Origin of the sequence: Chelatococcus sp. XZ-Ab1 (genome assembly GCF_029309855.1) — a bacterium.
In the GTDB taxonomy this organism is placed as follows: domain Bacteria; phylum Pseudomonadota; class Alphaproteobacteria; order Rhizobiales; family Beijerinckiaceae; genus Chelatococcus_A; species Chelatococcus_A sambhunathii.
In genome coordinates this window covers 23963-47788 of the sequence record NZ_JARKII010000004.1, presented here as the reverse complement: position 1 = coordinate 47788, position 23826 = coordinate 23963, and the positions used below count along the sequence as shown (strand labels likewise).

Here is a 23826-nt window from a genome sequence, read left to right as displayed (position 1 = left end):
GTCAGTTCTCGTCGGAAGCCCGCGGAGTGCAGATGGAGCGCTTGCCGCCCTCGCGGATGAAATCGAGGATCTCATGCACGACGGCGTGGTTCTGGAACTCCGCCGCCACGTCCTCCACGCGCTCGCGCAGGCTGCCCTCGTCCGCGAAAAGCAGGCGGTAGGCGCGCCGGACAGTGTGGATATCATCGCGCGAGAAGCCGCGACGTTGCATCCCGACGATGTTGAGGCCCGACAGATAGGCACGGTTGCCCATCGCCATGCCATAGGGGATGAGGTCGTTCTCCAGGCCCGACATGCCGCCCACGAACGCATGCGCGCCAACACGCGCGAACTGGATGACCGCTGCCCCGCCGCCGATGATGACGTAGTTGCCAACGGTTACGTGGCCCGCCAGCATGACGTTGTTCGATAGGATGACATTGCTGCCGACGTGGCAGTCGTGCCCAACGTGCGAATTGGCAAGGAAGGCGCAGCGGTCGCCGATGACCGTCTTCATGCCCCCACCTTCGGTGCCGGGATTGAGCGTGACGCCCTCACGGATGATGCAGTCGCTGCCAATCTCGAGCGTCGAGGGTTCGCCGCGATACTTCAGGTCCTGCGGCTGATGGCCGATGGAGGCGAAGGGAAAGATCCGCGTGCGGGGCCCGATGCGGGTACGGCCCGCGACAACCGCGTGGCTGACGAGTTCGCAACCGTCTCCCAGCGACACCTGCGGGCCGACATGGCAATAGGGCCCGATGCGCACGCCCTCGCCGAGGCGCGCACCCTCCTCGACAATCGCCGTCGGATGAATCTGCGACATCAGCTCACTCTACGACCAGCATGGCGCTGACTTCAGCCTCGCAGACGAGCACGCCATTGACCTTCGCCTCACCACGATACCACCACATGTTGCGGCGATTGGCGAGCTTGGTCATGTGATACTCCACCGTGTCGCCGGGCACGACCGGCTTGCGGAACTTGGCCTTGTCGATGGTCATGAAATAGACCTCCTTCGGTCGCGCCTTCTGGGCGAGCTTGGAGGCCACGCACATGGCTCCGGCGGTCTGGGCCATGCCCTCGATCATGAACACTCCGGGGAACAGCGGACGGCTGGGGAAGTGCCCCATGAACTGCGGTTCGTTGTAGGTGACGTTCTTGATGCCGATGCAGCTCTCGTCGCCCTTCATCTCGATGATGCGATCGATGAGCAGGAAGGGATAACGGTGCGGCAGATAGCTCAGGATCTGCACGATATCGGCAGCCTCGAGGCCCGTGGTCGCATCGTTCATGTATCGTCGTCTCCCCGCACAACGCAGACGCCGGGCGCCCGCAGTGGTTCCTTATCCTTCACCGGCGTCGCCGCGCCGGGCTGCCAGGTTCTTCAAGGTCATCAGTTCCCGCAGCCAGACCCGCATGGGCTTGGCGGGCGAGCCGCCCCACCTGACGCCCGCAGGCACGTCGGTCGCGACATTGCTCGTCGCCGCGATCTGTGCGCCCATGCCGATGCGAACGTGGCCGACGACACCGACCTGACCGCCGAGGACGACGAAATCCTCCAAGGTGGCGCTGCCGGCGATACCGACCTGCGAGACGATGACGCAATGGCGGCCGATGACGACGTTATGACCAATCTGCACCAGGTTGTCGATCTTGGTCCCTTCGCCGATCACCGTGTCGCGGCTGGCGCCCCTGTCGACCGTGGTGTTGGCGCCGATCTCGACATCGTCCTGGATGATGACGCGCCCGATCTGCGGCACCTTGAGATGACCTTCGGCGCTCATGGCGAAGCCGAATCCGTCCTGCCCGATCTTGGCGCCCGCATGCAGAATGACGCGGTTGCCTATCAGCGCGTGCTGCAGTACCACACCCGGCCCGACGGAGCTGTTGCGGCCGATGCGCACGCCGGGACCGACCACGGCATTCGACGCGATGACCGTTCCGGAGCCGATCTCGGCTCCCGGTCCCACGCTTGCCCCCGGATCAACGATGACGCCCGCCTCCAGCCGCGCCTGGGGATGCACATAGGCGCCGGGCGAGATGCCGTCGGCAGCGAACTGCGAGCCAGGCCGCACTGCCGCCGGATACATTGCCGTGAGCACCTTGGCGAAGGCACGGTAAGGCTCGGCGACCACGAGCGCGACGCAGCCGGCGGGCACCCGCGCGGCAAAACGCTTCGAGACGAAACAGGCACCTGCCTGCGTGACGTCGAGCGCAGCCGCATAGCGCGGATTGTCCATATAGGCGAGATCGCCCTGCGCCGCGCTTTCGAGCGGCGAAACTCCGCTCAACACCATCTGCGGGTCGGCGCCCGCAGGCAGCGTCACTCCGGTAAGAGACGCCACCTCGGCGAGCGTCGGGCGCACGGCCTGAACGAAGAACACCGGATCCGACATCGCCAGAAATGTCTTTCGCCTGAAACGGAAGCGGCCCTTGCGGGCCGCTTCGAGGAGAGCATCAGAAACTCGTGCCGCCCGAGAAGCGGAAGGCCTGGGTCTGATCCCCTGTCGCCTTCGACAGCACGAAGGCGTAATCGAAACGCAACGGGCCGAGCGGCGACTGCCAGAGCAGGCTCACGCCGACCGAGGAGCGGATCTTCTTGTCATCCCGGACGTTGAGGCATTCCGGCTCCTGGCTGAGCGGATTGGTGCCTGCCGCCGGGCAATAGATCGAGCCGTCGCCGTTGAGATCGAAGAACCTGTTGCCCTCGTAACCGAAGAGCGAACCTGCATCGGCGAAGACAGCGCCCCGCAGACCGAACTCGCGCGGCAGGCCGAAGATCGGGAACTGCACCTCGAGCGTGCCGCCGAAATAGGTCGTGCCGCCGAGCGCGTTGGCGCGGTAGTCACCGGTCATGTCGCGTGGCCCGATGCCGGACGGGGCGAAGCCGCGCACCAGCGAGGGGCCGAGGAAGAAGTTGTCGACAATGCGCAGGTCATTGCCGCCGAAGGCACGGATGTGACCGCCCTGCACCTTGATCATGCCGACAACGTCGTCGAACAGCTCGTGATAGTAGCGCGCCTCGGCCGTGGCGCGAATGAACCGCGAATCGCCACCAAGGCCAGCGATCTCCGGCTTCACCTCAGCATAGAAGCCGGAACGCGGATCGCGGATGTTGTCGAGCGTATTGTAGGACAAAGTGGCGCCGACCAGTGACGTCCAGGTTGTCCCGACCGCTTCCTTGACCGCGATCGACGCTTCGCCGTTCCACGTGCAATTCGGGTAGGTCGCCGTGCCGTTGGGATTGACCGGCGTCAGCCCCGGCAGCGGAATGGAGCAGTCGTTATACGGCTTCGAGTAGGTATTCGGGATCTTGAGCTCGGACTGATACAGGGAGTAGCGCAGCGTCAGCGTGACCTCTTCGGTGATCGGCAGGCCGAGACGCAGCTGCCCGCCGGTCACGCGGTTCTCGTAGCGCGAATAGTTCGTGTTGTCGGTGTACTTCGAGAACAGGTCGACGCCGAAGGCCATGCGCTGGCCGAGGAAGTAAGGCTCCGTGAAGGAGAACTCCACGCCCTGCGTGCGCTGACCCCAGGTGCCGGCGAGGCGGACATACTGACCACGCCCGAGGAAGTTCGACTCGGAAACCGCGACCTCGCCGATGAAGCCGTCGGAGGTCGAATAACCGCCCGACACCGAGAACTGGCCGGTGGACTGATCCTCGACATCCACATTGACCACCACGCGATCCGGCGTCGAGCCGGGCTCGTTGGTGATGCGGACAGTCTTGAAATAGCCGAGATTGTTGAGGCGCCGAACGGCACGGTCGATCAGCACCTGATTGTAGGCGTCACCTTCGCCAATGTCGAACTCGCGGCGGATGACATAATCGCGTGAGCGCGTGTTGCCGCGCACATTGATGCGCTCGATATAAACGCGCGGCCCCTCTTCCACCACGTAATCAAGTGCGATCGTGTGGGAGGCCGAATCGCGCGTGCCGCGCGGGCGCACAACCAGGAAAGGGTACCCCCGGCGACCGAGCTCAGCCGTCATGTTGGTGAGGGTCTTCTCGACGGCCTCAGCATTGTACACGTCGCCCGAGGACAGGCGCGTCAGCCGCTGCAGCTCCGCAGCCTGCACTTCCGGTACGGTTGAATCGACCGTGACACCGCTGACGCGATACTGCTGACCCTCGTCGACAGTGATGGTGACGATGTAGCCCTCGCGAGCCGCGTCGAACACCGCATCCGCCGAGACAACGCGGAAATCGGCATATCCGTTCTTCAGGTAATAGCGACGGATCAGCTCGAGGTCGGCAGAAATGCGATCAGGATCGTAGACGTCGGTATTTTTGAGGAACGACAGGAAATTCATTTCCGTCGTCGTCATCAGGTTGCGCAGCCTCGACGACGAGAAGGCATTGTTGCCGACGAAGTTGATTTCCTTGACGCCGGTCTTGTCGCCCTCGTCGATGGTGAAGACGACATCGACCCGGTCGTTCGACAGCGGCACCACGCGGGCATCGACCTTGGCGAGGCTGCGGCCGCCGCGGCGATAGATCTCGCGGATGCGCTCAATATCACCGTCGACCACCGACTGGCTGAGGGGCGTGCGCGCCTGGGTCTGCATCTCGGGGCCGAGCTGCTCGGACTTCAGCTTCTTGTTGCCCTGAAACACGACGCGATTGATGAGCGGAGCGCCGACAGTCGCCGTCTGCGCACCCGCACGCGCGCCACGTGCCGACTGGGCGGTGGCAACCTGGGCGCTCGCAACGATGGCCACGCTGGCAAGGAGCACGCCCGTCAGGCGGCGCGCCACTCTGGCCCGGCGGTTGTTCACATTCCGCGTCATCAGGTGCCTACCCTCTTTATTCTTTCCCGAACGAACCGTCTCGATTGCCCGGAGTATGGGTCGAAGACGCTTCTACAGAGTTTACGCCGGTCTGCAAACGGGCCGAAGGCGCCATGCGCGCATTTTTCGAGCAAGCGTTGCCCGTCGGTCACGTCGCTCCGAGACCGAAAGCGGCGCCCAGATGCTGCAGATCGTTCCACGTCACGAAGAGCATGAGCATGAGCACCAAGGCAAGCCCGATTCTGAAGCCGATTTCCTGCGCCTGCTCGCTGAGCGGGCGTCCGCGCACGGCCTCGATGGCGTAGAATAGCAGATGGCCACCATCGAGCATCGGCACCGGAACGAGATTTATCAAGCCAATAGAGACAGATAGGATCGCCGCCAGATTGATGAGGCCGGCAAGCCCGCCCATCGAGGCGACCTCCCCGGAAACCTGTGCGATGCGGATCGGGCCCGAGAGCTGATCGGTCGATTCCCGGCCCGTCAGGAGCTTTCCGACATAGTCGCCGGTGCGCTCCACGATGTACCAAGTATCCGTTAACCCTATCCGCAGAGAATCGACGATGCCGTATTGCTTCACGGTCCAGTCGCCGGGGTCGCGGGAGGCGCGCAGGCCGAGCAGGCCGATGCGCTGCTTGCCGAATGGTGTCGTCATCTCGCGCAGGTCCGGTGTCGCCCTGAGCATCACCTCGCTGCCGTCCCGTTCGACGGTGACGGCCAGCGCCTCGCCCGGGCGGGCGCTGATGATGCGCTGCATGTCGGCGAAGCTTTCCACGGGGCGCCCGTCGATGGAAAGCACGAGATCGCCCGGACGGATGCCGGCGCGCTCGGCGGCGCTGCCCGCCTCCACGGCGTCGACCCGCGGCAGGAGAATGGCCCGGCCGCCCAAATAGACACTCGCGGTGAAGATGGCGATGGCGAGCAGGAAGTTGGCGATGGGACCGGCGGCCACAATCGCCGCGCGGGCGCCGACACCCTTGTGGTAGAAGCTACCGCGCCGTTCGGCCTCGGACATGGTGTCGAGCGCGTCGCGGTCCGGCATGCTGGCGCTGTTGGCATCGCCGGCGAATCTCACATAGCCGCCGAGCGGGATCGCCGAGATGCGCCAGCGCGTTCCCTGGCGATCCGTCCAGCCGACAAGTTCCCGGCCGAAGCCGATGGAGAAGGCCTGGACGGCGACGCCACAGCGGCGGGCGACCCAGAAGTGGCCGAGTTCGTGGAAGAAGACCACGACCGTCAGCACGAACAGGAAGGGAACCACATAGCTCAGGAGCCCCCACCCCGCGCCGATCACCGTGCCCGCTATGTCCATCGTCCACTCCTCGCCGGGCTCACTTGCGCCCGTTCAGCATGATTGCTGCAGAAGCGCGCGGGCTCGCTCCCGCGCGGCAAAGTCCACCGCGAGCGCTTCCTCGATCCCTGCCGGCGCGGCGCTCGCGCCCTCGCGCGTGCATACCGCCTCGACCAAGCGGGCGATATCCCCGAACCTGATGCGTCCTGCAAGGAACGCTTCCACCGCGACCTCGTTGGCCGCGTTGAGCACCGTCGGCGCGGCCCCACCCTGCTCCAGGGCTTCACGCGCCAGCCGCAGCGCGGGAAAGCGTGCGGTGTCGGGTTCGGCGAAAGTAAGGCAGCCCATTGCGGCAAGATCGAGCCGCGGGATCTGTGTTTCAACGCGCTCGGGCCAGCTGAGGCAATGCGCCACCGGCACCCGCATGTCGGGTACCGCAAGACCGGCCGAGAGCGACCCGTCCCGGAAATGCACGATGCCATGGACGATCGACTGCGGATGCACCAGCGCTCTCAGCCGCGCGGCAGGCAGGCCGAAGAGATGATGGGCCTCGATCAGCTCGAGGCCCTTGTTCATGAGCCCGGCGGAATCGACGGTGATCTTCGCCCCCATCGACCAGTTGGGGTGCTTCAAGGCCTCCTGCGGAGTCGCCTCGGCAATGGCCTTCGCCGGCCAGTCACGAAAGGGTCCGCCGGAGGCCGTCAAGGTCATCGCCTCGACACTCTCGATGGGAGCCTCGCCCAGAGCCTGGAAGAGCGCGTTGTGTTCGGAATCGAGCGGCAGGATCGTCGCACCGGCCGCGGCGGCATCGCGCATGAAGGCGGCGCCCGCGCTGACGAGACATTCCTTGTTGGCGAGCGCGATGCGGCGGCCGGGGCGAAGCGCACGATGGGTCGGGCGCAGCCCGGCCGTGCCGGCGATCGCGGCGACGACGAGGTCACAGTCCCGATCCACGGCCTCGAGCACCGCCGCCTCGCCCGCCCCGTTCGCGATGCCACTGCCGGACAGGGTCTCCGCCAGGGCCGCCCCGCCCTCGCCGTCCGCCAGCACGGCACAGCGCGCGCGCAGCCGCAACGCCACGTCGGCGAGAGCCCGCGCATCGCGGCCGGCGACGACGGCCTCGACTTCGAAACGCCCGGGATGGGCGGCGACCACATCGGCCACTGCCCGGCCGACGGAGCCGCTGGCACCGAGGATGGTGAGACGTGTCGCCATCGCTGCCCCTCACAGCGCCGGAGCCCGGACGGTGGAGCTGACGACGAGCCCCAAGCCGACGAGAACCGCCACGGCCCAGAAGGCATCGAGCCGATCCATCACGCCCCCGTGGCCCGGAATGATGTGTCCGGAATCCTTCACCCCGGCCCGGCGTTTCAGCGCGGATTCGGCGAGATCGCCGAGCTGGCCGAGCGCCGAGGCGATGGCCGAACAGCAGCCGACCAGCCACAGCGGGACAGCCTGCGCGACGCCGTTATCCTGCGCGACAGCGACGACAGCCATGCCGGCGAGGCTGCCCGCCAAAAGTCCACCAAAGAAGCCTGACCATGTCTTCTTCGGGCTGATGCTCGGCCACAGCTTCGGCCCGCCGAGACTGCGGCCGGTGAAATAGGCGGCGATATCCGTCATCCAGACGACAGCGAACATCCACAGGATGACGACGAGGCCGACCTCCGGCAGGGCGCGGGCAGCAACGGGAACGAGCCCGATGACCGCCGCATAGAGAAGACCGGCCAGCGCCCACAGGCGCGAGGTGCGATCACGCCCGAGGGCGGCAAGGCCGGCGGCCCCCACCGCAAGCGCGGTCAAGGCAGACGGCAGGTGGCCGCTCACCGACAGAACCACACTGGCGACGGCCACGGCCGCGGCGCCGCCAAGAGCCAGGACGGGCTGGTCGCGCGCCGGCGATAGCGCCACCCATTCGCGGCAGACGAGCGCGCCCGCCAGGGCCCAGAGGATGTCGAAGGCAAGTCCGCCCCACCAGGCTGTGCCGAGCGCCACGGCGACGAGGGCGATGCCGGACAAAATGCGCCGGCCGAGCTCGGATGAGAGGAAGGAACCGGTGCTGCGGGGCGTGGCCGGCGGTCGCGGCTCTGGAGAAGCCATGACGCTCAGGCGCTCGCCGTCAGGCCGCCATAACGCCGCTCGCGCCGGGCGAATTCAGCAAGCGCCTCGTCGAAGGCGGCCTCGTCGAAATCGGGCCACAGCACCGGCAGGAAGACGAGTTCGGCATAGGCCGCCTGCCAGAGCAGGAAGTTCGACAGACGCTGCTCGCCCGAGGTGCGGATGATGAGGTCTGGATCGGGAACGCCGGCCAGGTCGAGCCGGGCAGCGACGGCATCGGCGTCGATGGTGTCAGGAGCGAGGCGGCCGGCGGCAACCTCCTCGGCGAGGCGCCGGGCGGCACGAACGATCTCCTGCCGCGAGCCGTAGTTGAAGGCGACGACGAGGGTCAGGCCGGTGTTGTCGCGCGTGACGCTTTCGGCCTCCTCGAGCAGGGCCGTGATGTCGGGCTTGAGATTGGCCCGCTCCCCGAGGATGCGGACACGGACATTCGCCCGGTGCAGCTCGGCAAGGTCGCGGCGCACGAAGAGCTTCAGGAGGTTCATGAGGTCGGCGATCTCGGTTGCCGGCCTGCGCCAGTTCTCTGACGAGAAGCTGTAGATGGTGAGATAGCGGATGCCTCGCGCCGCGGCGGCACGCACGGCACGGCGCAACGCCTCGACGCCCCGCCGGTGGCCCTCGGCCCGCGGCAGGTGGCGCTTCTGCGCCCAGCGGCCGTTACCATCCATGATGATGGCGACATGCGCCGGCACGCCGGCCTCGCCTGCCGCCGCCCGCACATCTTCCGCTGCCGTTGCCGGCTCGGTCATTACCGTCATCGACCCGTCCTCACGGCGCCATCGGCCCCGACGTCGCACCGCGCCGCCGCCCCCGTCATGCAGATCAGACCTGCATGATCTCCTTTTCCTTGGCCGCGAGAAGCTGATCGATCTCGGCAATCGCCTGGTCGGTCGCCTTCTGGACGAGATCGGCCTCGCGGGCGTGGTCGTCCTGGCTCATGTCGCCGTCCTTCTCGAGCTTCTTCAGCGTGTCGAGGCCGTCGCGGCGGACGTGGCGCACCGCGATGCGCGACTCCTCCGCATATTTGTGCGCGACCTTGACCATCTCCTTGCGGCGCTGCTCATTCATCTCGGGAATGCGCAGGCGGATCACCTGCCCCTCCGTCTGCGGGTTGAGGCCGAGATCGGAATCGCGAATGGCCTTCTCGACGGCCGAGACCATGCCGCGGTCCCACACCTGCACGCTGAGGAGGCGCGGCTCCGGCACGCTGATGGTCGCGACCTGGTTGATGGGCATCAGGCTGCCGTAAGCGTCAACCTGGATGGGCTCGACAAGGCTGGCCGAGGCGCGGCCGGTGCGCAGTCCGCCAAGGTCGTGCTTCAGGGCCTGAACGGCGCCCTGCATGCGACGCTTGATGTCGGCGAGGTCGTATGTCTGGCTCATTGTTTTTGCTCGCTCCCTGCAAGATATCGCGGCGACGTTGAGCGCGCCCGAGCCTCCGGGTCAAGACCTTCGTCTCGAATCGGTGAACACGGGCGCGTGCGCCTCACGTCGCGGGAGCAACGATGGTGGCCCGCCCCCCACCCTCGAGCACGGCCCCGATGGAGCCCGGCTCCGCAAGGGAGAAGACGACGATGGTGAGCCCCGCCTCGCGCGCAAGAGCGAACGCGGCCGTGTCCATCACTTTGAGATTGCGGGCGATGGCTTCGTCGTGAGTTAGGCGCTCGAAGCGGGTGGCAGTCGGGTCCTTCTTCGGATCTGCCGTATAGACGCCGTCGACGTTCGTCGCCTTCATGAGCAGCGCGCACGACAGCTCGGCCGCACGCAGCGCCGCGCCGGTGTCGGTCGTGAAATAGGGATTGCTGGTGCCGCCGCCGAGGATCACGACCTTGCCATGGGCCATGTGGTCGAGGGCGCGCTTGCGCGCATAGCTCTCGCACAGAGACGGCATGGGCACCGCCGACATGGCGCGCGCGGGTACTCCAGCCGATTCGATGGCGTGCTCCAATGCCAGGGCGTTCATAACCGTGCCGAGCATGCCGATGGAATCGGCCGTCGGCCGGTCGAGACCCTTGGCAAGGCCTTGCACCCCACGGAAGAAATTGCCGCCACCGACGACGACGGCGATCTCGTGGCCGACACCGGCGGCCGTGGCGATGTCGTTGGCGAGCGCAGTCAGGGTTTCGCCATGGATGCCGGCTCCGCCCGGTCCCGCCAGTGCCTCACCCGACAGTTTGATCAGCGCCCGTTTGCCAGCCATCGTCCCTTCTGCCTCCGCCAGGGCCTGCAGCGATCCGACTGGATCTCGACAGGCGTTGCAACCGTCATGACAGGGCATTTCGCCGACGCGATCCGCAATACCGCCGGCAGAAATGCCTCCAACCGCTTCATCCTACAAAAACGGCGGCGCTTGGCGCCGCCGTCTTCTGGACATTCCGGTCTCAGCCGCCGACCGCCGCCGCCACCTCGGCGGCAAAGTCGGTTTCCTCTTTCTCGATGCCCTCGCCGAGGCTGTAGCGCACGAAACCCGTCAGCGAAACGGGCGCGCCGACCCTGCCTTCGGCCTCCTTGAGAGCCTGGGCGACCGTCTTGGATGGATCGTGGATGAAGGCCTGGTCGAGAAGGCAGACCTCCTTGTAATACGTCTTGAGGCCGCTCTCGACGATCTTCTCGATCACGTTGGCCGGCTTGCCGGCATGCTTCTCGCCGAGGATTGCCTTCTCGCGCTCCACCGTCGCCGGATCGAGGCCCGCCGGGTCGAGCGCCAAGGGGCTCGCCGCAGCGATATGCATGGCGATCTGGCGGCCGAGCGCCGCGAGCTCATCGGTCTTGCCGGCCGAGTTGAGGCCGACGAGCACACCGATGCGGCCGAGGCCCTCGCCCGAGGCGTTGTGGATGTAGGAGGCGACGACACCCTGCGGCACCGAGATGGAGGCGGCGCGGCGCAGCGTCATGTTCTCGCCGATGGTGGCGATAGCGTTGGCGATGGCGTCGGCGACCGTGCCCCCGCCCGGATAGGCCGCGGCCTTGATGGCCTCGACATCGTCGCCGACCGTAAGGCCGACACGGGCGATATTGGCGGCGAGCGCCTGGAACTGGTCGTTGCGCGCAACGAAGTCCGTCTCGGCATTCACCTCGACGACCACACCCTTGGCGCCGTCGATGGCGAGCGCGACAAGGCCCTCGGCCGCGACGCGGCCCGACTTCTTGGCGGCCTTGGCGAGACCCTTCTTGCGCAGCCAGTCGACCGCCGCCTCGACGTCACCGTTGGTCTCCGCGAGCGCCGTCTTGCAGTCCATCATGCCCGCGCCGGTCTTGTCGCGGAGCTCCTTGACCATCGCTGCGGTGATATTAGCCATTTCGTCCTCATAATCGTCGATGCGGCGCGGCCCGGCACCGAAGCGCCAGGCCGCACCATGCCCCGGACATCATCGTGCCGCTCAAGCGGCACGGAATTGCGAAGCGGTCAAACAGACTCGCTCAGGGTGCGGGCAAGCGCCACCCAGCCGTCGCGTTCGATGCGGCCGTTGAGCTTGAGCTCCGCGTCGAGCTTGGCGACATCGGCCTCGCCCATGGCGGCGATCTGCCAGTAGTGGAAGATGCCGGCCTCGTTCAGGGTCTTCTCGAGCTGCGGACCAACGCCCGCGATCTTGGTGAGATCGTCGGGCGCACCGCGCGGGGCATCGAGCAGTTCGAAGGCCTCGCCCGCCTGCTCGATCTCCGCCGGCAAATCCTCGACCAGTGGAGCTTCGGAGGCGCCGATGTCGATGCCAAAATCGCCCTGGCTGCGCGAAATGCCGTCGATCGCCGCGCGGGCCACGAGATCGCAGTAGAGCGCGATGGCCCGACCCGCGTCATCGTTGGCCGGCACGGGATAGGTGATCCCGTCAGGATCGCAGTTCGTATCAACGATCGCGGCCACCGGGATGCCGAGGCGCTGCGCCTCCTTGATGGCGAGTTGCTCCTTGTTCGTGTCGATCACGAAGAGCAGGTTCGGCGTGCCGCCCATGTCCTTGATGCCGCCCAGGGCGCGTTCGAGCTTGTCGCGCTCGCGCGACAACATCAGACGCTCCTTCTTGGTCAGGCCCTGCGCGCCGCCGGCCAGCATCTCCTCGACCTTGCGCAGGCGCTGGATGGACGCCGAGATCGTCTTCCAGTTGGTCAGCATGCCGCCGAGCCAGCGGGAGTTGACATAGTACTGGGCCGAGCGCTTGGCCGCATCGGCGACGGCATCGGCCGCCTGGCGCTTGGTGCCGACCATCAGCACGCGACCGCCGGCCGCCACCGTGTCGGAGATCGCCTGCAGCGCACGGTAGAGCGCCGGCACCGTCTGGGCGAGGTCGATGATGTGGATGCCGTTGCGGGCGCCGAAGATGTAGGATTCCATCTTCGGGTTCCAACGGTGGGACTGGTGTCCGAAATGCGCGCCAGCCTCAAGCAGCTGACGCATCGAGAATTCAGGAAGCGCCATTACGATTTCTCCGGTTCAAGCCTCCGCGGAGTTGCGACCGACGCTGGCGTCGGCCACCGGATGCTCTTCGAGCGTTCTCCGCGTGTGGGATGGCGGCGCTTATACGGGCGCCGCGGCCGCGACGCAAGCCTCCGGGCGCTTCACGCGTGGCAATTTTCGCGGGACCTCGTACCAGCGCGATGGCGGCAGGCATCAGCATTCCACCCTCGAGGGCGGATGCGTGGGAATGCGGGGATCGGGAGAGCAGGCGGCTCGGGATCAAGCGCCGGGCCCGGCTCGCATTCCGTTTCGCCGCGTTTCCCTGCATCCGTCCGCGATCACGGTTCTCCCGGTCAGGCCCTCGTTTCCCGGCCCGCGTGCGCGCAGCGCGGGCGAGCGCCGGGAACCAGCGCATGGCCCGATACCCATCAGGTTATCATCGCATGGCGGCATGACCCAGCACGTCCGGCCGCACTGCGCAGCGGCTATTGCAGCTCGACGTGCACCACGCCCGGCACGGCGCGCAGGGCGCCGGCGATCTGCGGGGTGGCGAGATAGCGCCCGGGCAGGCGCAGTTCCACCTCCTGCGCATTGTCGAGGATGAGCACCATCGACACTTCACCCTCGCCGCGCTGCTTCAGGCGCTCGCTGACGCTGGCGAGCGGGGCTTCGTCGCGTACATAGATGCGCATGCCTTTCTGATGCTGCGCGATCGCCTCATCGAGCGGCTCGACGGACTGGATGCGGGCGCGCACGTCCTCACCCTCGACGGCGGCCTGCACCACGAGCACCACCGCCCGCCCCGGCTCCAGGAGATCGCGGAAGCGCTGCAGCCCTTCGGAGAAGACGATGGCCTCGAAATGCCCGGTCTGGTCCGAGAGCGTGACGATGCCCATCTTGCTGCCGCTCTTGGTGCGCCGCTCAGTCCGGTCGAGCACCGTTGCCGCGATCCGGCCCATGGTCGCACCGGCCTTGACCGCCTTGGCGAAATCCACCCAGCGCTGAACGCGCAGCCGCTCGAGCATCTCCTCGTAGCCGTCGAGCGGGTGGCCGGACAGGAAGAAGCCGACAGCGTCGTATTCCTTCTGCAGCCGCACGGCCGGAACCCACGGCTCGTAGGGTGGGATGCGCAGCGGCTCGGGGCAGGCGGCTAGGCCGCCGAAAATGTCCGCCTGACCGTCGGTGGCCGCCGCCGCCATGCGCGATGCGAGCGCCATCATGGCATCGATCGCCGCCGTCGCGCGCGCCCGATCGGGCTCCAGCTCATCGAAAGCGCCCGCCGCGATCAGCGCTTCCAGGGTGCGCTTGTTGACGAGACGCGGATTGATGCGCGACGCAAAATCAGAAAGACTTGTGAAAGGCTTGTTGCCGCGTGCTGCAATGATGCTTTCGACCGCCTGACGTCCGACGCCCTTTGTCGCTGCAAGTGCGTAGCGGATGATTCCCGGGCCCACGCCGTCGTGGTCGACCTCGAAGGAGACGCCCGAGCGGTTGATGGACGGCGGCTCGACGCGAATGCCGAGGCGCTCGGCCTCGCGGCGGAATTCCGACAGCTTGTCCGTGTTGTCCATGTCGAGCGCCATGGAGGCGGCCAGGAACTCGACGGTGTAGTTGGCCTTGAGATAGCCCGTCTGGTAGGCGACGAGCGCATAGGCCGCCGCGTGGCTCTTGTTGAAGCCGTAGTCGGCGAACTTCGCGAGAAGGTCGAAGATTTCGTTGGCAAGGTCTTTCGTGAGGCCGTTTTTCAGCGCCCCCTCGACGAAGCGCACGCGCTGGGCGTCCATCTCGGCCTTGATCTTCTTGCCCATGGCTCGGCGCAAGAGATCGGCCTCGCCGAGCGAGTAGCCGGACAACGCCTGGGCCACCTGCATCACCTGCTCCTGGTAGATGATGATGCCGAAAGTCTCCTTGAGGATCGGCTCCAGCTTCGGGTGCAGGTACCATTTCTCGGAGGCTTCGCCGCGCCCGTGTTTGCGGTCGCAATAGACCGGGATGTTGGCCATCGGGCCGGGCCGGTAGAGCGCGACGAGGGCGATGAGGTCCTCCAGCCGGTCGGCACGCATGTCGACGAGCGCCTTGCGCATGCCCGCACTTTCCACCTGGAACACGCCGACCGTCTCGCCGCGGCCGAGGAGTTCGAAGGTGGTGCGGTCGTCGAGCGGGATGCGCGACAGGTCGAGGTCGATGCCGCGCTGGCGCACGAAATTGACCGCCGTCGTCAGCACCGTCAGCGTCTTGAGGCCGAGGAAATCGAATTTCACGAGCCCGGCCTGCTCTACCCACTTCATGTTGAACTGGGTGACGCGCATGCCCGAGCGCGGATCGCGATAGAGTGGCACCAGTTCCTCGAGCGGCCGATCGCCGATGACGATGCCTGCGGCATGGGTCGAGGCGTGACGGTGCAGGCCTTCCAGCTTCTCGGCGATGGCCAGCATGCGGCCGACGACAGGCTCCTCCTCGGCGGCAGCCTGCAGGCGCGGCTCGTCCTCGATGGCCTTCTGGAGCGTCACCGGATTGGCCGGGTTCTGCGGCACGAGCTTGGTGAGCTTGTCGACCTGGCCATAGGGCATCTCCAGCACGCGGCCGACGTCGCGCATCACGCCGCGGGCGAGCAAGGTGCCGAAGGTGATGATCTGCGCGACCTTGTCCTCGCCGTAGCGCTTCTGGACGTAGCCGATCACCTCCTCGCGCCGGTCCTGGCAGAAGTCGATGTCGAAGTCCGGCATCGACACGCGCTCGGGGTTGAGGAAGCGCTCGAACAGCAGGCCGAAGCGCAGCGGATCGAGGTCGGTAATGGTAAGGGCATAGGCGACGAGCGAGCCCGCGCCCGAGCCGCGTCCCGGCCCGACGGGGATTTCGTGAGCCTTCGCCCATTTGATGAAGTCCGACACGATGAGGAAGTAGCCGGGATACTTCATGCGCTCGATGACCGATAGCTCGAAGTCCAGCCGCTCCTCGTAATCCGCCACCGTCAGGCCGGGCGCCGGGCCGTGCGCATCGAGGCGGCGCTTCAGCCCCTCCGCCGCCTGCCGGCGCAGCTCCGCACCCTCGTCGCTCTCGGCGCCCTCGGTGCCGGCGTCGAAGCGCGGCAGGATCGGCTTGCGCGTGCGGATGCGGTAGGCACAGCGCATGGCAATCTCGACGCTCGAAGACAGTGCTTCCGGCAAATCCGAAAATAGATCAGCCATTTGCGCGCGTGTCTTGAAGTCGTGTTGCGGCGTGACGCGCCGCCGGTTCTCGTCTGACAGGAGCCGCCCTGCTGCGATTGCCAGCAGCGCGTCATGGGCCTCGTAATCGTCCGGCTTGGCGAAGAAGGGCTCGTTGGTGGCGACGATCGGCAGACCGAGGTCATAGGCGAGCCGCAGCAGCTCAGGCTCGGCGGCAGCCTGCTCGGGCAGGCCGTGACGCTGCAATTCCACATAGAGCCGCCCGTCGAAGGCGCCGCGCAAGGCCTTGAGCCGCTTCTCGGCACTTTCGGACCGCCCCTCGCGGAGAGCTTGGTCGAGCGGCCCTCCGAAGCCGCCGGTCAGCGCGATGAGGCCCCGGCTGTTGGCGAGGACACGGTCGAGCGGCACATGCGGCTTCTCGTTGGGATCGGTTTCGAGATAGACCCAGCTCGTGAGCCGCATCAGGTTGCCGTATCCCACCTCGTCCTGGGCCAGCAGGACGAGGTGGGGATAGTCGCGGGCGTGGACGCTGCGCTGGGCCGGATCCTGTTCCTCGAAGGCAACCGACAGCTGCACACCGGCGATGGGCTGGATGCCAAGGCCCTTCAGCTTTTCCGAGAACTCCAATCCGCCGAAGAGGTTGTTGGTGTCGGTGAGGGCAAGCGCCGGCATCTTGTCGGCGGCGGCGAGCTTGCCGAGGGTCGTGACGGTCAGGGCGCTCTCGAGCAGCGAATAGGACGAGTGCACGTGAAGATGCACGAAGCCGACGCTGCTCAGGATGCTACCCATCGTTCGTTCCGTCCTCGTCCCTTCGGCCCCGGCGACTCGCTGCTGATCCATCCGATCGCTCGGAAGCGCCGCAGTATCGCCTTGACCGGTCGGCGCCGTCGAGGGTCGGCGTCCCACCGGCTGTGGACGGTCTTTCGATCAGACGGGAGGCGCGCTGGCAACCGTGGCCCAGACGCCGATCATGGTGACGAAGACGCCGAGCGATGCGATCTCGACAAGTGAGGTGACAACGGTCTTGAACATGTCTCGCTCCTCTTGTTCGTCTTATGTTCACAATTATTCACTTTTTGTTCAAGTCCCGGCGCGTGTTTGAGTCAATAAATCATTACCGTCGCCGGCGCTCCGTGCGGCGTGCCTTCAGGGATGGCGGCGCGAAGCAGCCGGAGCGCGGGCGCTCGCCTGCGCACGCGGTAGCAATCGGTTCGTGGTGACTGTCACCGAGGCACCCGACGCCTCGGCCACTCTCAAGACCGGCGGATCGCTGGCCCCTGGAACCGATAGCGCGATGTCGCGGGAACCGCCGTCAGATCGGCCATTGCGTCATCGGGCGCTGGACGCGCAGACGGTCCACCACCTCGCTGACGCCTGGCTCGTTCTCCGCCAGCACGCGCAGGGCATCACGCACGCGCTCGTCATCGACCGTGCCGTCGAGTTCGACCTTGCCGGCGTTGACCACGACGTCGAGGGAGGCGTTCGACACCCAGCCCTCGCGATCGACCTCTTCGAGGATGCGCCGGCGGATATCCATGTCCTCGGCGGTCGCCTGCGCCGCGTCCTCCAGCCGGCGCGCAAGAACGCGCAGGAAATTGGCCCGGCTCACGATGCCGACAACCTTGCCGTCACGCACCACGGGCAGGCGCTTGAAGCCGCGTCGCTCCATCAGATCCACCGCATCGGTGAGCGGCGCGTCGGGGGCAACGCTCTGGGGGTCCTGCGTCATGACGTCCGACACCTTGCGGCCGTGGCTGCGCACGTAGTCCTCGGCTCGCGCAGCCGGATCCATGAGAAAGCTGAGCCAGCGCGGACGCCGGTGCTCGGTGCCGGTCTCAGCGCGCCGCAGCAGGTCGCGCTCGGTCACCATGCCGACGAGCCGCCCCTCCTTGTCGACGACGGGCACGCCGCTGATGCCATGATGAAGCATCAGTTGCGCCGCCTCGAGGACGGACGTGTCCGGATGTACCGTCGCCGCGCCCATGGTCATGATGTCGCCAACGTTCATCGTCCTGCCTCCTCATGCTCACTGCCACGACGCTCCGCCAAAAGCGGGCGTTCGTGAGACGCTCCGCCCTTCTCCCGGCTCGCTTGCCGTCTGTCCGGCGGCCTTGCTGTGGCACAGACGGGCCCGAAAAGCCTTGCGTTACATCAACGGCCGAACGGCTGCGCGGTTTCGACGCCAGGTTGCGGTCGATCAATGAACGTCCCCGCGCAGGCGCGACTATCGGCACCATCACCGTTCGCCTTTGGAGATTCTCATGCAGCTTTCCCTCCCCCACGATGCCCTCGTCGTCGTGTGCGATGCCCGCAGGGCCCTCTTCCTGCGGAACGAGGGCGACGAGCTCTTCCCCAATCTTCAGGTCGAACGGCATGCCGAGGCGCCCGAGAACGGCGTCGATGCGGCTGCCGGCACGGACCGGCCCGGCCGCCGGCAGAATGCCGTTGGTCCGGCGAGTGCAGTCGAGAGTGCGGACCGGCACCGCGAGGCCAAGGTGCAGTTCGCAGAGGAGACGATGCGGACGCTTGAATCCCTTCACAAGGCGATGCAGCCGCCCGGCCTTGTGCTCGTGGCGCCGCCGCGCATGCTGGCGGCCTTGCGCGAATGTCTCGCCGATGACATGCGCGCGACGCTGCTGGCCGAGGTCGGCAAGGACCTGACCAAGCATCCGGTCTACGAGATCGAGCGGCTCCTGACGAACGCATGACCGATGGTGCCGGCCGCCCCGGGGACAGCCGAAGACCGCCCCTGTCGCTGCGACGCTCGCCCCCGTCCGTTAGCGACCGTTATTGCCCGGCCGCGTTGGCGCGGGCTCCGTCACGGAAACCGGGTCGGAGGCCGGGAAGGTTTCCTTAAGCCCCTCTTCGAGCTGTTCTTCGAGCCGCCGGCGCCTTTCGGCTTCGCGGGAGGTCGGCTTCTCCGGCGGCCTTCCCTTCGGTGTCTCGGCATTCGATGATTCTTTCATCGACAACTCCTCTTGCTGGTTATTTGCACGCCCGCCGTTCGCTCCAAGCGAAGCGGCGAGCCACCGGTCGACAGTCTCGGCGAGCGCAACAAGCTTCGGCGCGACCGTCACCGGATAGGCGGGCGCCGGATCGAGCCCGCGCAGATCGTCCGGCAGGTGGGACAGGGCCTCGGCCGCATAAGCCCGTATCGCGGCCAGGGACGGTTGCGGCGCGATGCGCCTGCCATGGCGCATGACGGGCACGAGCAGCGGTGTGCCGGGCTGGTCATCGTCCAGCACGGAGAGGATGTCGCCGGCAGGCCGCCCGTCCGCGCCATGGCTGCGCCAGACCTGCTTGCGGCCGGGCCAGGTAGCCTTACCGGCCGACAGCTTGCGCCGGGCGACGCCGGCGTATTCCTGCAGCTTGTAGGCGCAGTCGAGCGCCGGTGCATCGGCGGAGGTCGTCAGGCTGGTGCCGATGCCAAAACCGTCGATGGGAGCGCCGGCCGCCAGCATGGCTGCGATCGCCTCCTCGTCGAGGCCGCCGCTGGCGAAGATGGTCACGTCCGGCAGGCCGCCGTCGTCGAGGATCTGCCGCACGGCGCGCGACAGGGCGACGAGGTTGCCGCTGTCGAGGCGCACACCCTTGATGGCGATGCCCTTGGCCCGCAGCCGCGGCGCGAGCTCCACGACCTTCCGCGCGGCCGCCTCGGTGTCGTAGGTGTCGATCAGCAGCACGAGGCCCTCGGGCCGGGACCAGGCGAAAGCCTCGAAGGCGGCCACCTCGTCCTCATGCGCCTGCACGAAAGAATGGGCCATGGTGCCGAACGAGGGAATGCCGAACAGACGGCTGGCGAGGAGCGTCGCGGTGCCGGCAAAGCCGGCGAGATAGCTCGCCCGTGCGGCAAGAAGCCCCGCCTCCATCCCGTGCGCCCGCCGCAGGCCGAAATCGACGAGGAGCTTGCCTGGCGCCGCGAGCACCATGCGCGCCGCCTTCGATGCGATGAGGCTCTGAAAGTGCAGGAGATTGAGGAGGCGGGTTTCGACGAGTTGGGCCTCGGGCAACGGAGCCACCACGCGCAGGATCGGCTCGTTCGGGAAGAAGACAGTGCCTTCTGGCACCGCATCGACATCGCCGGTGAAGTGCAGCGCGCGCAACTGCCTGAGAAACGCCGGCGAGAAACGCCCGCTTTCACCGAGCCATGCGATCTCGTCATCCGTGAATCGCAGGTTCTCGAGATAGTCGAGCGCCTGCTCGAGCCCCGCTGCGACAAGGAAATTGCGCCGCGGCGGCAGCTTGCGGACGAAAAACTCGAACACCGCCGTCCGCGTTCGGCCATGCTCCAGATAGGCCTGGATCATGTTCAACTGGTAGAGGTCTGTGAGCAGGGCACCCGCAGCGTCCATCCGCACACCTCGGACAGGCTTCTCACGGACGACCCGCCTTGCGGCAACCGGTGCGATGCCCGCTGGCGGCCCGCCGCACCGGCCCCGAAGGTGCCCATGACTGGCGACGATGACGCCGAGCACGCCATCTCGCCTTGATCGACGTCAACGCCGCCGGCGAGGCGGTCTATAACCTTACCGCATGTTCGCGCCTTCGACACCGCGTCTCACGGCCGAGACCGCGCCGGATGTTCCGTTTGCGGACAAGGTGCGTTTCCTCAGTCAGCCGGAGTGTCTTGCCCTGCCCGCCAGCACCGTCGAGGCGCGCGAGACGCACATGTCCTGGCTGTTCCTGACCGAGGGGCACGTCTACAAGCTCAAGAAGCCCGTGCGGTCCGCCTGTCTCGATTTTTCGACTACCGACCGGCGGGCTGCGGCCTGCCGCACCGAGTTGGCGCTGAACCGCCGCCTTGCGCCCGACGTCTATCTGGATGTCATGCCGCTCAGGCGGACGCCGGACGGCCTGTCCTTCGGCGCGGTCGGAACGATCGTCGACTGGCTCGTCCTCATGCGCCGTCTCGACGAGCGCCATACCCTCGAGACCCACGCCCGCGAGCAGCACCTGACGCGGGCGGACGCAGAGCGCCTCGCCGCTCGGCTCGCGACATTCTACCGGCGGGTTCGCCGCCTTCCCGTCGCCCCCGCCGTGCATCTGGCGCGCTGGCGGCGAGCCTTGCTCGAGAACGAGCAGCTCCTGCGCGATCCGCGCTTTCACCTCCCGGAAGGCACGATCGCGCGCATCTGCCGCGCGCAGCGCGCCTTCCTTGCCCGACGACCGGGCATTCTTGTCCGGCGGGCGCGCCGGGTCGTGGAGGCGCATGGGGATCTCAGACCCGAGCACATTTGGCTGACCGATCCCGTTATCGTCATCGACTGCCTCGAGTTTTCGGAACCGCTGCGTGCGCTCGACCCGCTCGACGAAATCGCCTTCCTCCATCTCGAATGCGAGCGGCTTGGCGTTGGCTGGGCAGGAGAAGCGCTGCGGCACCGCCTCGCGCGTCTGCTCGGCGACCGCCGTGGCAACGGCCTCTTCCTGTTCTATCGCAGCTACCGGGCCCTGCTGCGGGCGCGCCTCGCCATCACCCACCTTCTCGATGCCGAGCCCCGCACGCCGGAGAAATGGCCACGCCTCGCGCGCACCTACATCGATCTTGCCCTTGCCGATGCAGGACGGCTCGAGCGCATTCTCAATAGACGAACAGATCGGCGAGTGCCTGGCCGGTGTGCAGCCGCGCGATCGCCTCGGCGATGAGCGGCGCAACGGGCACGACGTCGAGCTTGTCGCGTACAGGCCCTTGCGGCAGCCGGAACGGCGGCACGCTGTCGCTCGATACGACACGATCGATGGCGGGATCCGCGAGCGCCGTCTCGGCGCCCGGCATGAACAGGCCGTGCGTCACGCAGGCGATGACGCTCCGTGCGCCGCCCGCCCGGGCTGCCTTCGCGGCACGCGCCAATGTGCCGCCCGTGCTGACGAGGTCGTCCACGATGATGCAGGTCGCGCCCGCGACCTCGCCGACGAAAAGATCCCCAGAGACGATGCCGCCGCTGCGCCGCTTCTCGGCGAAAGCCTTGCCCGCCGCGCGGCCCGTCACCGCTTCCAGCACCTCGCGGAACAGATCAGCCCGCTTGCCGCCGCCGAGATCGGGCGAGACAACGCACAGCGGCTCCGTTGCAAGGCCCGCGGCGAGGTGGCGGACGAGCAGCGGGGCCGCCGAAAGCGCCACCGTCGGCAGACGGAAGGCGTTCTCGAAGGCGGTTTCGTTGTGCACGTCGAGCGCGACGACCGCATCGGTCCCCATGGCCTCGAAAAGGCCGGCGACATAGCGCGTGATGACGGGATCGAGCGCCTTGGTGCGCCTGTCCTTGCGCGCATAGCAGAGATAGGGCGTGACGGCCGTGACGCGCGCTGCGCCTGCATCCTTGAGGGCGCCGATGAAGAAGAGGAGCCTGCACAGCTTGTCGTTGGCGCTTCCATCCGGGCCGCCATGCAGCGAGTGGATAACATAGACATCGGCACCGGCAACGGGCTCGAGCGGCCGCGCCTTGTGCTCGCCGTCCTCGAAATCCCGCTCCTCGTGCCGGGCCAGCTCCTGCCCGATAAGGCGCGCGACCGCGTGCCCGAGATCCTGCGAGCCGACAAGCGCAAAGATCTTCAGCCGGTCGGCTGCAATGGACCGTACATCGGCGGGTGACCAAATCGTGGCTGGCGGCATCGCGAGCCTCCTATCGACCATCGCGGGCAACCCAGAGTTCACCCCGCTTGACATAGGAGCGCTTGACGGCCGCCCATGCAATGCGATGGGCGCTTTCCTCCCGCCGGGGGTCATCTGAATGATCGGCGAAGGCACTGTTGAAGGCCGTCCGATAGATGTCCTGTGCATGCGCCGGCAGATGCGCGCGCACGGCCGGTGGCAGGTCGCTGTTGTCGCGGTACGGCATGGCAACCTCGCGCGATGCCGCAAGGATCAGAGGTGCTCGCTCTCCATGTCACTGCAAGACAGGCCGAACTGCGACAGCCCCTCCTCCAGATAGTCGGCAAGCAGCGGGATTCCCATGAGGTAGCGGGCCGTGCGGGTGTTATGCGCGCGCTCGGCTTCGGCCCGCAGGTCCACCCAGCCGTCGAGGCCGGCATCGCCGCGCCCCAGCCAGGCCAGTGCCACGAGATCGATCTGCTCATCCTCGTTGAGCGCGGCAATGGCAGCGGCGAGCTCGGCCGCCACGGGATCGTCGCGATGGTCCTCCAGCACCGAGCGCATGCCGTCATCACTGGCGTTCGAGGCAGGGTGCGGCTCGGTGACGTCGTCCTTCACGTCGAACTGGCGCGCCTTGATGATGATGAAGCAGACCTTGTCCAGTGCAATGGAGAGATTCGGCGGCCTCGGCATGGTGTGGCTCCCCGATTCCGCAGACGACGGTGCCTGCAGGTCCCCACCAGCATGTGTCCTATCTTGCAGCCAGCCATTGCGCAGAATCAATGGCGCAATGTGTGCCGTCCCCTCAGTCGAGGCTGACCACGAGGCCGTCGCGGATGGTGACGCGACGGTCCATGCGTGCGGCAAGGTCGAGATTATGGGTCGCGATGACCGCCGCGAGGCGCGAGGCACGCACCAGCGCGACCAGCATCGAAAAGACGTAGTCCGACGTCTTCGGATCGAGATTGCCGGTCGGCTCGTCGGCGAGGAGCACCCGCGGCGCATTGGCCACGGCGCGGGCGATGGCGACGCGCTGCTGCTCGCCACCGGAGAGCTCCGCCGGCCGGTGGACGAGGCGCTCGCCGAGACCGAGGAAGCTCAGCACCTCGGCGGCGCGGGCCTCCGCCTCCCGGCGCGCCAAGCCGCGGATGAGCTGTGGCAGGGCGACATTCTCGAGCGCCGAGAACTCCGGCAGCAGGTGGTGGAACTGGTAGACGAAACCGATATCGAGGCGCCTCAGGCGCGTGCGTCCGGCATCGTCGAGCCCCGTCGTCGGCTCGCCGCCGACGTAGACCTCGCCGCTATCGGGATGCTCCAGGAGGCCGGCGATGTGCAACAGCGTCGACTTGCCTGTGCCGGACGGCGCAACCAGCGCGACGATCTCGCCTGGCCACACGGCGAGGTCCGCGCCGCGCAGGATGTCGAGCATCGTCTCGCCCTGGGGGTAACGGCGTTCGATCTTGGAGAGGAACAGGGCCGGCGTCTGGGGCGTCGTCATGCCGTC

21 protein-coding genes and 1 pseudogene are annotated in these 23826 nt (G+C 67.0%); 2 read left to right on the top strand and 20 right to left on the bottom strand.

Annotation, left to right across the window (positions count from 1 at the left end; translation table 11 throughout):
* Position 1 precedes the first annotated feature (1 nt).
* The 14 genes from lpxA to P2T65_RS07930 form a co-directional block, all read right to left on the bottom strand.
* Positions 2–802, bottom strand: a complete 801-nt coding sequence (gene lpxA / locus P2T65_RS07995; RefSeq protein WP_055458316.1) for an acyl-ACP--UDP-N-acetylglucosamine O-acyltransferase — start codon at positions 800–802, stop codon at positions 2–4.
* 4 nt (positions 803–806) lie between these two features.
* Positions 807–1271 carry a 3-hydroxyacyl-ACP dehydratase FabZ gene (gene fabZ, locus P2T65_RS07990; RefSeq protein WP_055458317.1) on the bottom strand — a complete coding sequence of 155 codons (465 nt, stop codon included), beginning with the start codon at positions 1269–1271 and terminating at the stop codon, positions 807–809.
* Between the two features lie 51 nt (positions 1272–1322).
* Positions 1323–2375, bottom strand: a complete 1053-nt coding sequence (gene lpxD / locus P2T65_RS07985) for a UDP-3-O-(3-hydroxymyristoyl)glucosamine N-acyltransferase (RefSeq protein ID WP_276199550.1) — start codon at positions 2373–2375, stop codon at positions 1323–1325.
* A 61-nt stretch (positions 2376–2436) separates the two neighbouring features.
* Positions 2437–4770, bottom strand: a complete 2334-nt coding sequence (gene bamA / locus P2T65_RS07980) for an outer membrane protein assembly factor BamA (protein WP_276199549.1) — start codon at positions 4768–4770, stop codon at positions 2437–2439.
* Between the two features lie 148 nt (positions 4771–4918).
* Complete coding sequence (gene rseP / locus P2T65_RS07975; protein ID WP_276199548.1) at positions 4919–6082, bottom strand: RIP metalloprotease RseP; 1164 nt, start codon at positions 6080–6082, stop codon at positions 4919–4921.
* Positions 6083–6115: 33 nt separating this feature from the next.
* Positions 6116–7276: a 1-deoxy-D-xylulose-5-phosphate reductoisomerase gene (gene dxr / locus P2T65_RS07970; protein ID WP_071923761.1), complete on the bottom strand. Its 1161-nt coding sequence runs from the start codon at positions 7274–7276 to the stop codon at positions 6116–6118.
* A gap of 9 nt (positions 7277–7285) precedes the next feature.
* On the bottom strand, positions 7286–8161 hold the full coding sequence (locus P2T65_RS07965) for a phosphatidate cytidylyltransferase (RefSeq protein WP_276199547.1): 876 nt from the start codon (positions 8159–8161) through the stop codon (positions 7286–7288).
* Positions 8162–8166: 5 nt separating this feature from the next.
* The gene (locus tag P2T65_RS07960) at positions 8167–8928 is read right to left on the bottom strand and encodes an isoprenyl transferase (protein WP_055458323.1); all 762 of its coding nucleotides are present in this window, start codon (positions 8926–8928) and stop codon (positions 8167–8169) included.
* A 73-nt stretch (positions 8929–9001) separates the two neighbouring features.
* Complete coding sequence (gene frr / locus P2T65_RS07955; protein WP_055458324.1) at positions 9002–9562, bottom strand: ribosome recycling factor; 561 nt, start codon at positions 9560–9562, stop codon at positions 9002–9004.
* Between the two features lie 103 nt (positions 9563–9665).
* A complete protein-coding gene (pyrH, locus tag P2T65_RS07950; protein ID WP_096335194.1) occupies positions 9666–10379 on the bottom strand; it encodes a UMP kinase in 714 nt (237 codons plus the stop codon).
* A 181-nt stretch (positions 10380–10560) separates the two neighbouring features.
* Positions 10561–11478, bottom strand: a complete 918-nt coding sequence (gene tsf, locus P2T65_RS07945) for a translation elongation factor Ts (RefSeq protein WP_055458325.1) — start codon at positions 11476–11478, stop codon at positions 10561–10563.
* Positions 11479–11585: 107 nt separating this feature from the next.
* Entirely contained in the window at positions 11586–12590 is a 1005-nt protein-coding gene (locus P2T65_RS07940) for a 30S ribosomal protein S2 (RefSeq protein ID WP_055458326.1), read from the bottom strand.
* Between the two features lie 464 nt (positions 12591–13054).
* Complete coding sequence (gene dnaE / locus P2T65_RS07935; protein WP_276199546.1) at positions 13055–16525, bottom strand: DNA polymerase III subunit alpha; 3471 nt, start codon at positions 16523–16525, stop codon at positions 13055–13057.
* A 523-nt stretch (positions 16526–17048) separates the two neighbouring features.
* Positions 17049–17744, bottom strand: coding sequence for a CBS domain-containing protein (locus P2T65_RS07930; protein ID WP_055458328.1), 696 nt, complete (start codon positions 17742–17744; stop codon positions 17049–17051).
* 253 nt (positions 17745–17997) lie between these two features.
* Between P2T65_RS07930 and P2T65_RS07925 the strand changes: the two genes are divergently transcribed.
* A complete protein-coding gene (locus P2T65_RS07925) occupies positions 17998–18444 on the top strand; it encodes a host attachment protein (protein ID WP_063186295.1) in 447 nt (148 codons plus the stop codon).
* Between the two features lie 69 nt (positions 18445–18513).
* Here the strand turns inward: P2T65_RS07925 and P2T65_RS07920 are convergent, their stop codons facing one another.
* Both P2T65_RS07920 and P2T65_RS07915 read right to left on the bottom strand, forming a co-directional pair.
* Positions 18514–18702, bottom strand: a complete 189-nt coding sequence (locus P2T65_RS07920) for a hypothetical protein (protein ID WP_276199634.1) — start codon at positions 18700–18702, stop codon at positions 18514–18516.
* Positions 18703–18771: 69 nt separating this feature from the next.
* A pseudogene (locus tag P2T65_RS07915) lies at positions 18772–20088 on the bottom strand (nicotinate phosphoribosyltransferase); the annotation flags it as partial.
* 181 nt (positions 20089–20269) lie between these two features.
* Here P2T65_RS07915 and P2T65_RS07910 point away from each other — a divergent pair.
* The gene (locus P2T65_RS07910) at positions 20270–21379 is read left to right on the top strand and encodes a hypothetical protein (protein ID WP_276199545.1); all 1110 of its coding nucleotides are present in this window, start codon (positions 20270–20272) and stop codon (positions 21377–21379) included.
* Here P2T65_RS07910 and prs read toward each other — a convergent pair.
* The 4 genes from prs to P2T65_RS07890 all read right to left on the bottom strand — a co-directional run bounded on the left by prs (position 21315) and on the right by P2T65_RS07890 (position 23820).
* Positions 21315–22343 (bottom strand): ribose-phosphate diphosphokinase, encoded by a 1029-nt coding sequence (prs, locus tag P2T65_RS07905; RefSeq protein ID WP_063186292.1) that lies wholly within the window; start codon positions 22341–22343, stop codon positions 21315–21317. The genes P2T65_RS07910 and prs overlap by 65 nt on opposite strands.
* Positions 22344–22353: 10 nt before the next feature.
* Positions 22354–22569 (bottom strand): ChaB family protein, encoded by a 216-nt coding sequence (locus tag P2T65_RS07900; protein WP_276199544.1) that lies wholly within the window; start codon positions 22567–22569, stop codon positions 22354–22356.
* A 26-nt stretch (positions 22570–22595) separates the two neighbouring features.
* Positions 22596–23015 (bottom strand): DUF3775 domain-containing protein, encoded by a 420-nt coding sequence (locus P2T65_RS07895; protein WP_055458333.1) that lies wholly within the window; start codon positions 23013–23015, stop codon positions 22596–22598.
* Positions 23016–23127: 112 nt separating this feature from the next.
* A complete protein-coding gene (locus P2T65_RS07890) occupies positions 23128–23820 on the bottom strand; it encodes an ABC transporter ATP-binding protein (protein WP_019403679.1) in 693 nt (230 codons plus the stop codon).
* Between the last annotated feature and the right edge of the window lie 6 nt (positions 23821–23826).